Origin of the sequence: Burkholderia sp. SIMBA_062, from assembly GCF_046534765.1 — a bacterium.
GTDB classification, from domain to species: domain Bacteria; phylum Pseudomonadota; class Gammaproteobacteria; order Burkholderiales; family Burkholderiaceae; genus Burkholderia; species Burkholderia ambifaria.
Genome location: NZ_JAWRYD010000012.1, coordinates 1 through 12,828, shown reverse-complemented (window position 1 = coordinate 12,828; position 12,828 = coordinate 1). Strand labels below are relative to the sequence as shown.

Genomic DNA, 12,828 nt, shown 5'->3' with positions numbered 1-12,828 from the left:
GCATGACTTGAATCGGGCGAGGTGCGCGATTCGGTGTCGGCGCGGGTGGCGCACGGTGGAAGCGCCAGCAGGCTCAATTCCGTCCCGCCACCGCGAGCCGCGCGGCCAGCCCGACGAATACCGCGCCGAGCAGATACTGCGGCAGCTTCGGCGGCCGGCGGCGGGCGCCCATCCGCTGGCTCAACCGGCTCGCGGACAGAATCACCGCGCCGTTGACGACGAGCCCGATCAGGTTGAGCACCGTCGCGAGCACGAGGATCTGCACGGCGATCGAGCCGTGCTCGGGGCGCACGAATTGCGGGAACAGCGCGAGGACGAACAGCGCCATCTTCGGATTCAGCAGGTTCGTCGTCAGGCCCTGGCGGAAGATCGCGGCGGTCGAATGGCGGCGCGGCGACGCGACCGGCGACAGCGCGGTCGCGTCCGAACGGAAGGTTTTCCACGCGAGATAAAGCAGATATGCGGCACCCGCGAAGCGCACGGCGTCATAGGCGAGCGGCACCGCGACGAAGAGCTGCGACAGTCCGAGCGCGGCCGCGAGTGCATGGCCGTAGGTGCCGGCCTGAATGCCCGCGAGCGTGGCGAACCCCGCGCGACGGCCCTGGCTCACGCTGCGCGACGCGATCAGCAGCATGTCGGGGCCGGGCGTGGCGGTCAGCGCGAGGCACGCGCCGGAGAACAGCGCGAGCGTGGAGAGGTCGATCATGGAAGTCCCGTCGTGCCGCATCGGCGTGAAAGGGAGATCAGTGTAGGAGCGCGTTCGGCGCGGGTCAATTGACCGAACGGCCGATGATTCGATGTGCCGGCACAGCCGATCGCCCCCGGATTCGCTCCGTTTTCGACGCGCCGACGCACTCGTGCCACGCCGCCACGCGCGAATCGAGCGCACGCGCCGTCACGCCGGTCACTGCTTCCTGCAACCCACCTGATAATCGATCACGGTGTTTGCCGACGGCGTGTCGGGCTCACCGCCGACCGTCGTCACGCCGAGCACGCCGGCCGCGCTCCTATACCGCAGCGCGCAATACCCCATGCCGGTGCCCGAGCATGCTTCGGCTTCGATGATCCCGTGCTTCGCGAGCGTCGCCGCGCCATCCATCTCATTCGGCTTCTCGTGCGGACGCAACGGCTGCCAGCCGTGCGAGATCAGGATGTTGCGTGCCTTGTCGAGCGGTTTGCCGTACACGTTGGGCACGACTGCACGGCCGTGACAGTACGTGCGTTCCGCGGCGACCGCGGTCAGCCGCAAGCCGCCGTTCTCTTCGCGCAGCTCGCCGACGGGCGCCGACGGACCATCACCGCCCCAGACCAGCAGCGCGCCGCTTTCCAGCGGCTCGACCGAGCCGAGTTGCCAGCCGGCTGTGCGCGCCGTATAGCCGAGCGCGACGAGCGCCGAGCCATCGAAAACGCCGATGTTTGCGTTGCGCGCAAAGCAGATCGCGCTGGTCCCCGGCTTGAACCCGCTCGCGAACGTGACAACCGTATAGCGGCCGAGCGGCGCCTCGGACGTCACGATCCAGCCGAGCTTCGCGACGTCGCGGCCGGCCGCGGTTGTGGCCTTCGCGCGATATTGCGCACAAAACGCGTCGAGCGTGCCGTTCTCGGGCGAGCGCGGCAGCGCGCCGAGCGCAACCAGCGACGCACCGGCGATATCGGAAGCCGTGCGCAGCGCCTCGGCCGCGGCCGACGCCGTGCCGCCGAACATGACGCACGCGAGTGCCGCGAGCGATGCGACGCGGCGGCCCAACGGTCGGGCAGCGATGCGGCGCACGTCGGCTCAGCCCTGCGCGATCACGTCGATCCGCAGTGCTTCGCCGCCGTCGACGATCGCCAGCAGACGATCGACGTTCGGGTGCGCACCCGGGCGGTTGCGTGCGTCGGCGGTGTGCTCCGCGAACACCGCGAGACCGTGTTCGGCGGCCTTCGCATCGAGCGTGCCGAATGCCTGCTTCAGGTAGTTGTACACCGCGAGCGAGCCCTGCTTGCCCGGCTGGTTCTCGATGCTGGCGACCACGTCGCCGTTCGCACCGACGAGATCGATCCGGGCGATGCCGTCGATGGGCGGCAGTTGCGCGAGGTTGTCCTTGAATACTTGGGTCGGTTGAATCACTGAAACACTCCGTCGGTTCGATCATGGGCCAATCGGGCCGTATCTTATCCGATCGTCATCCGGCCGGCCGCGCCGCGCCGGCGAGTTCCACAGCGCTGCCCGCCACCATCGGCATCGCGCGTGCTTTTCCGCTAGAGTAGGAGATCACCGGCCGCATCTGCGCGCACGCCGGCACGCGGCGGCCACGTTCCGCCATTGCATACGAGGGGCCCCGATGGACATTGAGCAACGCTACACCGCCAATGCGCCGACGCGCGCGGAAGTCGACGCACTGGCCGGTATCACCGTCATCGAATTCGGCACGAACTGGTGCGGGATCTGCGCGAGCGCGCAGCCCGCGATCGTCGCGTCGCTCTCCGCGCATCCGGCCGTGCGGCACCTGAAGATCGAGGACGGCCCGGGCCGGCCGCTCGGCCGGTCGTTCCGCGTGAAGCTGTGGCCGACGCTGGTGTTCCTGCGCGACGGCGTCGAAGTCGCGCGCGTCGTGCGCCCCGCCGACGCGAAGCAGATCGAAGCCGACGGCTTCGCCGCACTCGTCTGAGGGGGGCATCATGCAACAGGCCATCACGCACATCGGCGTTGAAACGCGCGGGAGCGGCCTCGTCGAGTTCACGTCGCAGGCGCGTGCGTTCGTCGACCAGCAGGCGATCCGCACCGGGCTGCTGACCGTGTTCTGCCGCCATACGTCCGCATCGCTGCTGATCCAGGAGAACGCGGATCCGTCGGTGCAGCGCGATCTCGAACGCTACTTCGCGACACTCGCGCCGGAGGACGACACGCGCTACGAGCACGACACCGAAGGGCCCGACGACATGCCCGCGCATCTGCGCACGGCGCTCACGCAGGTGCAACTGTCGATCCCGGTCGAGCACGGACGCATGGTGCTCGGCACCTGGCAGGGCATCTATCTGTTCGAGCATCGTCGCGCGGCGCATCGGCGCGACATCGTGCTGCATTTGATCGGCGAATGAGCGCGGGAGCGCGAACGGACCGGCAGGCCGGCCCGTGACGCGTCGCGGCCGCGTTCAGCCGAGCAACTTCTCGACGAGCGCGCCGAGTTCGCGCAGGTGAACGGGCTTCGGCAGGAACGCGTCGAACACCCGCTGGTTCTCGCGCAACGCGGCCGATTCGTACGCGCTGACGCCAAGGATCGACGCACACCTGCCGTCGTCGTCCGGTTGCGCGACCATCCGGATGCGGCGCGCGACTTCGAAGCCGCTCAGGTCCGGCAGTTCGAGATCGAGCACGACGAGGTCATAACGCGCGTCGCCGAAACGTGCGATGCCTTCGTGCCCGGTGCCGCACAGATCGGTGTCGAGGCCGAGCGCCGACAGCATCGCGCCGAGCGTTTCGCGCGCGTTGTCGTTGTCGTCGACCACGAGCGCGCGGCGGTTGCGATGCACGTCGACGGCCGGCCATGCGGGCGCGTCGCCGGCCGTTTCGGCGGCATCCGGCGCTTCGGCCGGCAGCGTGACGACGAACTCGCTGCCTTCGCCGACGGCGCTGCGCACGTCCACATGGCCGCGCAGCGTCGTCACGATCTCGCGCACGACGGCGAGCCCCATCCCGATGCCGTCCACATGCAGGCCGACCGCGTCGTTCGCGCGGTAGAACGGCTCGAAGATCTTCGGCAGATGCTGCTTCGCGATACCGGCGCCCGTGTCCCGCACGGCAAGTTTCAACTGCCGGCCGGCCGGCGTGTCGACGAGCAGGATCGATACGTCGATCGATCCGTCCGCGGTGTACTTCACCGAATTCTCGATCAGGTTGGACAGCACCTGCCGCAACAGCTTGCGATCGGAGCGGATCGCGAGGTCGCGCGGCTCGACCTGCTGCGAGATCGCGATCCGTTTGGTCGCGATCTTCGCGCGCAGCGGATCGAGCACCTCGGCGAGCAGCGACGCCATGCCGACCGTTTCGGCTTCGGCGAGACGCTTGGTCGAGCGCAGCTTGATGTAGTCGGTCAGGTCCTTGACCAGCGCCTCGAGCGACGACGCGGAATTCTGCAGCCGCCGGATCGTCTTCAGGTTCGCGTCGGATTGCGGCCGCGCGAGCAGGATCTCGATCGACCCGCAGATCGCCTGCAGCGGCGTGCGCAGTTCATGACTGACCATCCCGAGGAACGCGTTCTTCGCCTCGATCATCTCGAACGCGCGATCGGATGCCTTGCGTTCCGCATCGAGCGCCGCGTCCTGGCGTTCGAGCAGGTCGTCGCGCGTGCGCATCGTATAGAACAGCAGCAGGAACAGTGCGCACAGGATCACGCCGAGGATGATGCCGAGCGACAGGATCGCGCGCTGCCTTTCCTTCAACTGATGGAACGTGAAGTCGCGCTGCGCCATCTCGATCGCGCGGAAGTAGTTCGCGAGGCCGTTGACCTTCGGCCAATGCGCACTGACCTCGTCGATCACGCGCTGTGCGTCGTTCGGCGCGTCGCGCAACCGCGGCACGTCATGCTTCAGGCGCGCCATGAATTCGCCGAGCGCCGCGATCTCGCCGCGCGCGCGCGGGATGCGCAGCCAGTATTGGGACACCTCGGACGGCCGCTGCAGGAATCCGAACGACACCGACAGGCTGTCGAGCTGCATCTGCACGTGGTCGTAGTTGTCGTCCACGTGCGTGGCGTAGAGAATCAGCTGGCGGTCGAAGCGCGTGTAGACGTTGCGGTATTGCGCGGCAGTCCAGAACACGCCTTCACGCGGCCCTTCGAGCACGCCCTCGTTGACCGACGTCGCGAGCAGGTCCCACAGCAGGAATGCCCACGCGGCGAATCCCAGGATCCACAGCGACCCCAGGACCAGGATGATTTTTCTGTTCTTCCACCGCCGGCGCTTCATGTCGCGCGCTTACTTCACGGTCAGGCCGATGATCTGCCACGCGAACTTGGCTTCGCCGAGCGGCGTCTTCAGCTCGTCCGGATACTGGTCGCGCGGATACATGATCCACAGCGGTCCGTAGTTGTCGTTGCCGAGGACCTTGCCGTTCATCGTGCGCGCGAGGATCACGCCGTACTTGTCGGCATCCGACACGGGGATCGTGAACGTGTACTCGTCGATGCAGCGGAACTCGATCTGCGTGCCGTGCGCGTCGACGGTCTTCAGCACGTCGGACAGGCGCGGGCCGGTGAAGGTCGCCTTCGGCGTCCAGCTCGTCGACGTGACGATCGTGTACTGCGGCAGCGCCATCAGTGCCTGCTCGGAAAAGACGAACGTCGTCTTGCCGGGCTGGTTGCTGCGGCCGATCTTGCCGTCGACGGTGAACGTGAACGACGCGCCCCAGCACGCGGCGGCCATGCCGAGCAGGCCGGCCGCAACCAGGCTCTTGATCCGGATCGTCGAGATTCGCATGTGTTTCCCCTCGGTCGTGTTCGTGTGAAGGTGGGTGATCGTTGTGGTCTCAGCTCGCGGCGGCGGCTGCGGCGGCCGGCAGCGTGATCTTCAGTTCGCGTGCGACTTCGGCGAACAGGATCGGCAGGCGCACCGGCTTTTCCTCGCAGCGCGCGTTGTAGTGCGACACGATGTGCGCGATCTCGTCCTCGCTCGCCTCGCCGGTGGAGATCTTGCCGGTCAGCAGGAAGATCGGCGCGCCGCCGTTCTCGCTCGAGCGAATGCCGCGCACGAGCTCGGCGGCCGTCTGGTCGCCGAGCATCCAGTCGAGGATGTAGGCGTCGAAGTCCTCGACTTCCAGCGCCTTGCGGAACGACGCGCCGTCAAAGTAAGGGACCGCGTTCACGCCTTTCTCGATGAAGTATTCGCACACGGTCTCGGCGACGTCCTGCGAATCGTCGACCACCGCGATCCGTGCCGCATAGACGGTCGGCTGGCTCGAGCGCAGCTCGATGACGTCGACCGGATAGGTGCGGCCTTCGCGCGCGTGCTGGCGTTCGGTGACGACCCATTCGCCCTGCCACTGCAGCGCGACGAAATCCGTTTCGATCTGGCTGCTGGCCTTCGCCGAGATCGCCGCACGGCAGCGAAAGCGGCGCGATTCGATCACGAGCGTCGCGTCGATCATCTCTGCGGCGGCCGGCTGCGCGCCCTTGTCGTCGAGCAGGATCGCGGGCGGCACGCCAAAGTGCGTCGCGATGTCCTGCAACTGCGACAGGTTCCACGGGATCAGGCCTTTCATCTTGCGCGTGACGACCGAGAAACTGAGGCCCAGCACGTTCGCGATGGTCGTGTTGTGACTGCGCGGCGGAATGCCGTTGCGCGTCAGCAGATCGCGCACCTTGGTGGCGGTGATGAGATCGACGTTGGCCTGCTCGCTGGTGGACATCTCGAAAGGGTCTCCTGGGTTTTAGCGACGAAGAGCATATTCAAAAGTGACGCGATACGCAAACTTTGAAATCGCGAATCACCTTGACATGCCATATTTCTCCATTATTATTGCTCACCACGTCACTATTGTTTGTTGCGTCAGGTTTGGAGGCCGCTGTCGACGACAGTCGGCCCAGCGAAAAGCTGGCGGGCAGCGTGTGACCGAACGATTCGAAGAGAGCCTGAGAGCCTGAGAGAGCTTGGACTGCGTGTCGGCGTTGGCGAATTGTATTCGCCTCGCCGCGCGCAAGCCGGGTGCGCGCTCGCGGGGTGGGATAGCGCGAAGCAGTGCGGCGCGGATAAAACGTGGGGAACGCACAAATGTATCGCCGTTTGCTGGCACCGGGGCTGCTGTTGCTGTTGGCCGCGTGCGCGCAGGATCCGTCCGTTACACGCAACACGGTGCGGATCTGCGATGACACAGGTTGTTCCGACCGCCCTAAAGATCAGGTGTCCTACCAAAAAAGGGATGATGCGGACGACCGCGAAGATCCGCGCATCGTTTCGCTGAAGCAGGCCGCGAAGGCCCAGCCGAAGGCCGCCTTCGACCTCGGCCTGCGTTACTTCCGGGGCGACGGCGTGCGCCAGGACAGCTATCAGGCACTGAAGTGGATGCGCGACGCCGCGGAGCGCGGCGACCTGAACGCGCAGAAGGCGCTCGGCAGTTTCTACCTGTTCGGCCTCGAGGAGATGGGCTCCGATCCGCGCGAAGCGGACAAGTGGCTGTCGATCGCGGCGAGCCGCGGCGACAAGGAATCGAAAAAGCTGCTCGAACTCGCCCGCAAGGCCAAGAAGGAAGACGAGGAAGACTGGAAATGGCGCACGCAATGGCGTGACGTCTATTACGGCTACTGGTACTCGGGCTATCCGTACTACGGCGTCTGGAATCAGACGTACTGGTACTACTGACCGGACCGAAAGCAACGGGGGCTGCAGCGGGGAGACCACCATCGCGCAGCCACGCCGGGGGGCTTATCGAAGTTCGCACGAACATATAAGCCGAACAACGACTCTATCGATCGATAACGACATGAAGACCAACCTTTCCCAACGTCTCACCCAAGGTGCGCTGGTTGCAGCGCTTTGCGCGTCGGTCGCCGGCTGCGGCGGCGTGGTGACGCCCGGCGGCCAGAACGCCGGCGTGACCGGTGCTGCGGCGGGCGGCGCCAGCGCCGGCGCGGATACGACCCTGCAGCGCTGCACGTCGCCGCTGGGCACGATCGCCGTCGACGACGGCCGCAACGCCGACTGGTGGGGCCCGTTCGGCAGCGCGACCAAGATGACGACCATCGACCCGCTGCTGCGCCTGGCCGTGCAGCAATCGAACTGCTTCGTAATCACGTCGATCGGCAACCAGAAGAGCGACGCGCGCCTGTCGCGCATCACGCAGCTGCAGCGCAACTCGGGCGAGTACCGTGCGGGCTCGAAGCAGCAGAAGGGCCAGCGCGTCGCGGCCGACTACTACATGGAACCGCAGATCGTGATCAACGATTCGCCGGTCGGCGGCATCGGCAGCATGATCGGCGGGCTGATCGGCAACAGCGCGGTCGCGGCGGTGGCCGGCCATCTGCAGACGAAGGCATCGGTCGTGACGCTGACGCTGTTCGACGTGCGTTCGGCCGTGCAGATCGCGGCGTCGGAAGGCAGTTCGACGGCGACCAACTACGGCGCGGTGCTGGGCGGATTCGGCGGTGGCGTGGGCGGCGCGCTGTCGGGCTTCTCGTCGACGCCGGAAGGCAAGGCGACCGTCGTCGCGTTCATCGACGCCTACAACAAGATGGTCGTCGCTCTGCGCAGCTACAAGGCGCAGGACGTCAAGGGCGGCCTCGGCCGCGGCGGCCAGCTGCAGGTCAACTGATGTCCCGGGCCGGCGCGGCATGCCGCCGGCCGGTTTCGGATACCAGACCTGGCGGTGCGCGCGGCGCCGTCCGCGTGTACCGGCTCCGTCGCCCTGTTCGCTCCGAGGTGATCCCGATGAAAGCCGCACATCGATTGCACTGGCCTGTCTGACGCTGACCGCGTGCGGCGGCGGGACCGGTGGCTCGGGCGGCAGCACGCTGACGTGGCGCTACGATGCGCACACGCCCGCGGCCGACGGCCCGAGCTTCCCGGCGCTCCTCGACAGCGAAGGCGCGAAGGGCTATCGCCGCGAAGGGCGGGCAAGTGTTGGGCAGCACGACGTCGTGGATCTACGTGCAGGACCAGACGTAGTCGCCGACCTTCACGTACCAGTCGGCCGCGACTCAGTCGACCGGCGCGAACTTCGTGCAGCAGGCGAACGATTTCGGCGGGCAGGGCAACGCGTATCTCGGCGAACTGGCGTTCACCCTGCCGCCGACGGCGGCAATGCAGCAGGCGCCTTTCTATTTCAAGCCGGCGAACTGCACGAGTTTCCGGTGCACGACGCTGAATCTGCTCACGCAGAACTGAGCGGGCGCTGCCGGCCCGGCGCGCATCGCGCGGGCCGCTCCTTGCCTGGCGTTCCGCGCCGGCTGAACCGGGTACGTCGCGTGCGCCGCACCGTCCACGGATGCATCTCCTGCCGTGGGCATTGTATTGGCGCGCGCAGACGGGGAGCGATGTCGCGACTTGTCCGAGGGGACAGGACGTTATGGGCAATTGCGCCGCGAAGATTCGTTCGAGTTCAAAACAAGCTATGAAATAAATAGGACGTGTACTAAAAGGATAATACACAACTGATTTTCGCAGTGTCGTTTGGCATGATCGGGATGTCTCTATCCCAATGCTTCCATCGTGACGCCCAGCCCGGCAGGGAATTTGCCGCATGTCCGCATCCCGGGCGCCGTCACGCCGAGCCATGCCATACAGCACGCTTCAGTCCATTCGCCGCTACCAGAGCATTTCGATGTTCGGTGGCGGCATCGTCGTCACGATCCTGATCCTGATCGCCTGCGGGCTCGGGATCACGTCGATCGTTTACGGCTATCTGGACGGCGAGCGGCGCAATTTCCTGAACGGCGTCGAAGAGGCCGTCGACGAGGTGCAGGTGGCCGAGACGTCGTTCCGCAACGGCGTCGCGAATACGCAGTTGATCTGGCACGAACTCGGCGCGGCGCCTCCCGATGTCGTGAATGCGTTTTTCGCGAACGGCCAGCAGTTGGCGATCAAGCCGTATCCATCGCTCGTGGTCGGCGTGCCGGGGCAAACCGGGCAGCGCGACGAGGTTGCGCGCTATCTCGCGCTGTCATTCCTGCTGTCGCGCATCGGCGCGGCGAGCTCGCTCAATCGCGGGCGCACGCTCGAGGGCTACCACTACAGTACGCGCACGGGCATGTTCGGCTTCGTGCCGCATCTGGCGCGCGACAACCCCGCGCTCGCGACGCCCGACGCGCGCGCGCGCGTCCTTGCGGCGCTGCACATCGATTTCGACGGCCCGGTGCCGACCGACGGTCGGCCGCACGTTCGCTGGCTGCCGCCCTACATCAATCCCGTGACGGGGCAGGCGCGTATCCGGATCGCGGCCGAAGCGCGCGCCGACGGCCGGTCGTTCGCGGTGCTCGCCACCGAATACTCACCGGAATACCTGCTGTCATGGCTGCCCGGGCGCGGCTCGGCCGGCGTGTTCTTCATCGTGTCGGCGGACAACCGGCTGATCGCGATCGACCCCGGCGTCGAGCGGACCAACGCGCTGACCGAGCGCCTGCTGAACCTCGATGTCGTGCATGGCGATGGGGCAGCCGACGAGCCGTTCTTTCGCGACGGCGTGATCGTGTTCCGCTCGCGGCTCGCGGCCACCGGCTGGACGATCGCCTATGTGCTGTCGTGGGCCGACGTGGCGGCCGGCATCGGCGTGCAGGCCGGCGCGCTCGCGGCGTCGACGCTCGTCGCGATCGTCGTGATGTGGTTGCTGCTCGTGCGATTCCACCGGCGCGTGCTCGTGCCGGTCTACGCCCGTTCGGCGCGCGTGTTCGAGAGCGAGGCGCTGTGCCGCAGCGTGATCGCGATGGCGCCGGTCGGCATCGGTCTCGTGTCGCTGTCCGACCGCCGCGTGATGCTCGCGAGCGACGTGCTGGCGCAGATGCTCGTCCCGCACGGCGGCGATCACCATGCATTGGCCGCGCGGGCGCTGGCGCAATACGACGCGTTCGTCGCGAACGGCGGCGCGGGCCGCACGATGATGACCGAGCTCGTGCTCGATGCACGCGGCGACGCGCCGCTGCACCTGGAGGTCATCGCGCACAGCGCGCGTTACCAGGGCGAGGACGTGCTGATCGCGGTTTTCGCCGACACGACCGCGCAGCGCCGGCTCGTGCATCAGCTCGAGGAAGCCGTGCGCGCGGCCGATTCGGCGAATGCGGCCAAGTCATCGTTTCTCGCTGCGACGAGCCACGAGATCCGCACGCCGCTCAACGTGATTCTGGGCAACCTCGAGCTGCTCGAGCGCACGGCGCTCGATGCGTCGCAGCAGAGTCGTGTGCAGACGCTGCGCGCATCGGCCGAGGGCCTGCTCGCGATCGTCAGCGACATCCTCGATTTCTCGAAGATCGAAGCCGGCGCGATGTCGGTCGAGTCGATCGAGTTCGACGTGATCGCGGTGATCGAGCGTGAGCTGGCCGCGTTCGCGCCCGTCGCAAGGGCGAAAGGGTTGCAGCTATTCGCCGATATCGATGCGAGCGCGGGGCAGCGTATGCGCGGCGATCCGACACGGCTCGCGCAGGTGGTCGGCAACCTGCTCGGCAACGCGATCAAGTTCACCGGCGAAGGGCGCATCGTCGCGCGCGTCGCGGTGGGCCACGACGTGCGCGGGAAGCCCGAGCTCGCGATCGGCATCGAAGATACGGGCATCGGGATCGATCCCGCGCAACAGAACAGGCTGTTCAAGCCGTTCTCGCAGGTCGACGCGTCGATCACACGGCGCTACGGCGGCACGGGGCTCGGGCTCGCGCTGTGCGATCGGCTGGTCGCGGCGATGGGCGGGACGATTTCGGTCCAGAGCGCACCGGGCGTCGGCAGTCTGTTCACCGTCCGCCTGCCGCTGCGCATGGGCATTGCGCCGAAATCGCCGGTCGGCGCCGGCGACAGCCGGACGCTGATCGTCGTGGCGCCGGAGGACGCGTGGCGCGCGTTCGCATTTCCGCATCTGCGCGCATGGGGTTTCGATGTCGCGATGCATCCAAGTCCGATCGGGATAGCCGCCGGGTGCCTCGTGCGTGCTCACGCGATCGTACTCTTCGGCGATTCGGACCAATGGCGGCGCGAGGAGCTCGACAGTCTCCGGGGCGGCGCGCCGGTCGTGCTCGCCACGCCGGACGGTCCGCTGCAGCCGGACGTCGCGGGTCGCACGATCCGCGTGTCGAGCTATTCGCTGAACGGGCTGCGCACGGCGATCGAGCACGCGCGCGTCGCGACTGTCGAACAGCGGCCCGCGCCGGCCGGCGAAGCCGGTGACGACCAACCCGTGGCGGCTTCCGGCGCGCGTGTGCCACGCGTGCTGGTCGCCGACGATGCGTCGGTCAACGGGTCGATCTTTCGCGAGCAGCTCGACGTGCTCGGCTGCGCGGTGCGGTGCGTGTCGTCCGGGGGGGGCGCGCTCGATACGCTCGCGAACGGTGCATGGGACGTGCTGCTGCTCGGCGCCGACTTGCCCGACATGTCGGCCGGCGAACTGGCGGAAGCCGTCCATGCGCGCGCGCTGTCGTGCCACATGATCGTCGTCGCATCGCATCTGGCGCCCGACGACGCGCGGCGTTACGCCGCATCGAACGTCGAGTGCGTGTTGACGAAGCCGGTGACGCTGGCCGACTTGCGTCGCGCGCTCGCGCGCGTCGCGCGACAGCGCGGGATCGCGTTTCCTGCCGCCGCGGCGGACGAACGGCCGGCGTCGAGAGCAATGGCAGCCGCGGTAGCGCACTGGCCGGGAAGATAAAAAAGCGACGCCATGGCGGCATAGATCGCCCGGCGTTCAAAACGGGGAAGGCAGACACGCCGCATCGCACAGATTGCGCGTGATTTCGACTAAAGAAGGAAGGGTAAGGCCGTGCGCTATATGGGAAAGGTGTTCGGGCTGCTGCTTGGGTTTGCGACGCTGCCGGAGAAATCCAGACGGGATTTCCTCACGAAGCTCAACGAATTCATGATGATGTCGCCGTCGCAGAAGCGCCGGGCCATCACCGAGTGGCAGCATGTCGCGGACGACGGGTCGGGCGAACCGGACAAGTCCGTGACCAAACGTTAGGGAGCGGCCAAGGCCGTTTCGCGGGACGGGATGGATCGACGGTATGGGGAAGGCCGTCGATTGGATGTGCGTGGGCGGCGAATCGGCGAACGTGCCGCCGCCGTTGCGATGCCGTGTCCGGGCCTGGTTGGCGGCGCGTCGGCGGTTGCGTCGAAGCCCGGCGGGCGCGGTCCAGTGCAGCAGCCGCACGTCGATTTCTCGCGGCG

At 67.1% G+C, this 12,828-nt stretch carries 13 protein-coding genes; 6 read left to right on the top strand and 7 right to left on the bottom strand.

Annotation, left to right across the window (positions count from 1 at the left end):
- Nucleotides 1-73: 73 nt before the first annotated feature.
- The 3 genes from SB786_RS15040 to SB786_RS15030 all read right to left on the bottom strand — a co-directional run bounded on the left by SB786_RS15040 (nucleotide 74) and on the right by SB786_RS15030 (nucleotide 2,110).
- Entirely contained in the window at nucleotides 74-706 is a 633-nt protein-coding gene (locus SB786_RS15040; RefSeq protein ID WP_410728112.1) for a LysE family translocator, read from the bottom strand.
- 198 nt (nucleotides 707-904) lie between these two features.
- Nucleotides 905-1,705 (bottom strand): hypothetical protein, encoded by an 801-nt coding sequence (locus SB786_RS15035; protein WP_410728289.1) that lies wholly within the window; start codon nucleotides 1,703-1,705, stop codon nucleotides 905-907.
- Nucleotides 1,706-1,777: 72 nt separating this feature from the next.
- The gene (locus SB786_RS15030) at nucleotides 1,778-2,110 is read right to left on the bottom strand and encodes a DUF2322 family protein (protein ID WP_006760903.1); all 333 of its coding nucleotides are present in this window, start codon (nucleotides 2,108-2,110) and stop codon (nucleotides 1,778-1,780) included.
- 214 nt (nucleotides 2,111-2,324) lie between these two features.
- Here SB786_RS15030 and SB786_RS15025 point away from each other — a divergent pair, with 214 nt between their 5' ends.
- Together SB786_RS15025 and SB786_RS15020 are read left to right on the top strand one after the other, a co-directional pair.
- Complete coding sequence (locus SB786_RS15025) at nucleotides 2,325-2,651, top strand: thioredoxin family protein (RefSeq protein ID WP_410728111.1); 327 nt, start codon at nucleotides 2,325-2,327, stop codon at nucleotides 2,649-2,651.
- A 10-nt stretch (nucleotides 2,652-2,661) separates the two neighbouring features.
- On the top strand, nucleotides 2,662-3,081 hold the full coding sequence (locus tag SB786_RS15020) for a secondary thiamine-phosphate synthase enzyme YjbQ (RefSeq protein ID WP_006760900.1): 420 nt from the start codon (nucleotides 2,662-2,664) through the stop codon (nucleotides 3,079-3,081).
- 54 nt (nucleotides 3,082-3,135) lie between these two features.
- On the opposite strand, the gene atsR is transcribed toward SB786_RS15020, so the two are convergent.
- The 3 genes from atsR to SB786_RS15005 are packed head-to-tail and all read right to left on the bottom strand — an operon-like array spanning nucleotide 3,136 to nucleotide 6,385.
- Nucleotides 3,136-4,947 (bottom strand): hybrid sensor histidine kinase/response regulator AtsR, encoded by a 1,812-nt coding sequence (gene atsR, locus SB786_RS15015; protein WP_410728110.1) that lies wholly within the window; start codon nucleotides 4,945-4,947, stop codon nucleotides 3,136-3,138.
- Nucleotides 4,948-4,956: 9 nt separating this feature from the next.
- Nucleotides 4,957-5,457, bottom strand: a complete 501-nt coding sequence (locus SB786_RS15010; RefSeq protein ID WP_410728109.1) for a molybdopterin-dependent oxidoreductase — start codon at nucleotides 5,455-5,457, stop codon at nucleotides 4,957-4,959.
- Between the two features lie 49 nt (nucleotides 5,458-5,506).
- Nucleotides 5,507-6,385, bottom strand: coding sequence for a response regulator (locus SB786_RS15005; protein WP_410728108.1), 879 nt, complete (start codon nucleotides 6,383-6,385; stop codon nucleotides 5,507-5,509).
- 362 nt (nucleotides 6,386-6,747) lie between these two features.
- On the opposite strand from SB786_RS15005, the gene SB786_RS15000 reads away from it, so the two are divergent.
- From SB786_RS15000 to SB786_RS14985, 4 genes are all read left to right on the top strand, one after another.
- Nucleotides 6,748-7,335 (top strand): tetratricopeptide repeat protein, encoded by a 588-nt coding sequence (locus SB786_RS15000; protein WP_410728288.1) that lies wholly within the window; start codon nucleotides 6,748-6,750, stop codon nucleotides 7,333-7,335.
- A 121-nt stretch (nucleotides 7,336-7,456) separates the two neighbouring features.
- Complete coding sequence (locus tag SB786_RS14995; RefSeq protein ID WP_410728107.1) at nucleotides 7,457-8,284, top strand: hypothetical protein; 828 nt, start codon at nucleotides 7,457-7,459, stop codon at nucleotides 8,282-8,284.
- A gap of 407 nt (nucleotides 8,285-8,691) precedes the next feature.
- Nucleotides 8,692-8,856 carry a hypothetical protein gene (locus SB786_RS14990; RefSeq protein WP_410728106.1) on the top strand — a complete coding sequence of 55 codons (165 nt, stop codon included), beginning with the start codon at nucleotides 8,692-8,694 and terminating at the stop codon, nucleotides 8,854-8,856.
- Nucleotides 8,857-9,244: 388 nt separating this feature from the next.
- Complete coding sequence (locus SB786_RS14985) at nucleotides 9,245-12,313, top strand: ATP-binding protein (protein WP_410728105.1); 3,069 nt, start codon at nucleotides 9,245-9,247, stop codon at nucleotides 12,311-12,313.
- A gap of 36 nt (nucleotides 12,314-12,349) precedes the next feature.
- Here the strand turns inward: SB786_RS14985 and SB786_RS14980 are convergent.
- Nucleotides 12,350-12,828 (bottom strand): hypothetical protein (locus SB786_RS14980; RefSeq protein ID WP_410728104.1); only part of this gene is annotated, 479 nt, incomplete at its 5' end.

Excerpts from the sequence above, each read along its gene's own strand:
- SB786_RS15040 (WP_410728112.1), bottom strand. The coding sequence starts at position 706 with ATGATCGACCTCTCCACGCTCGCGCTGTTCTCCGGCGCGTGCCTCGCG.
- SB786_RS14985 (WP_410728105.1), top strand. The coding sequence starts at position 9,245 with ATGCCATACAGCACGCTTCAGTCCATTCGCCGCTACCAGAGCATTTCG.
- SB786_RS14995 (WP_410728107.1), top strand. The coding sequence starts at position 7,457 with ATGAAGACCAACCTTTCCCAACGTCTCACCCAAGGTGCGCTGGTTGCA.
- atsR (WP_410728110.1), bottom strand. The coding sequence starts at position 4,947 with ATGAAGCGCCGGCGGTGGAAGAACAGAAAAATCATCCTGGTCCTGGGG.
- SB786_RS15010 (WP_410728109.1), bottom strand. The coding sequence starts at position 5,457 with ATGCGAATCTCGACGATCCGGATCAAGAGCCTGGTTGCGGCCGGCCTG.
- SB786_RS15000 (WP_410728288.1), top strand. The coding sequence starts at position 6,748 with ATGTATCGCCGTTTGCTGGCACCGGGGCTGCTGTTGCTGTTGGCCGCG.
- SB786_RS15005 (WP_410728108.1), bottom strand. The coding sequence starts at position 6,385 with ATGTCCACCAGCGAGCAGGCCAACGTCGATCTCATCACCGCCACCAAG.
- SB786_RS15025 (WP_410728111.1), top strand. The coding sequence starts at position 2,325 with ATGGACATTGAGCAACGCTACACCGCCAATGCGCCGACGCGCGCGGAA.
- SB786_RS15035 (WP_410728289.1), bottom strand. The coding sequence starts at position 1,705 with ATGTTCGGCGGCACGGCGTCGGCCGCGGCCGAGGCGCTGCGCACGGCT.
- SB786_RS15020 (WP_006760900.1), top strand. The coding sequence starts at position 2,662 with ATGCAACAGGCCATCACGCACATCGGCGTTGAAACGCGCGGGAGCGGC.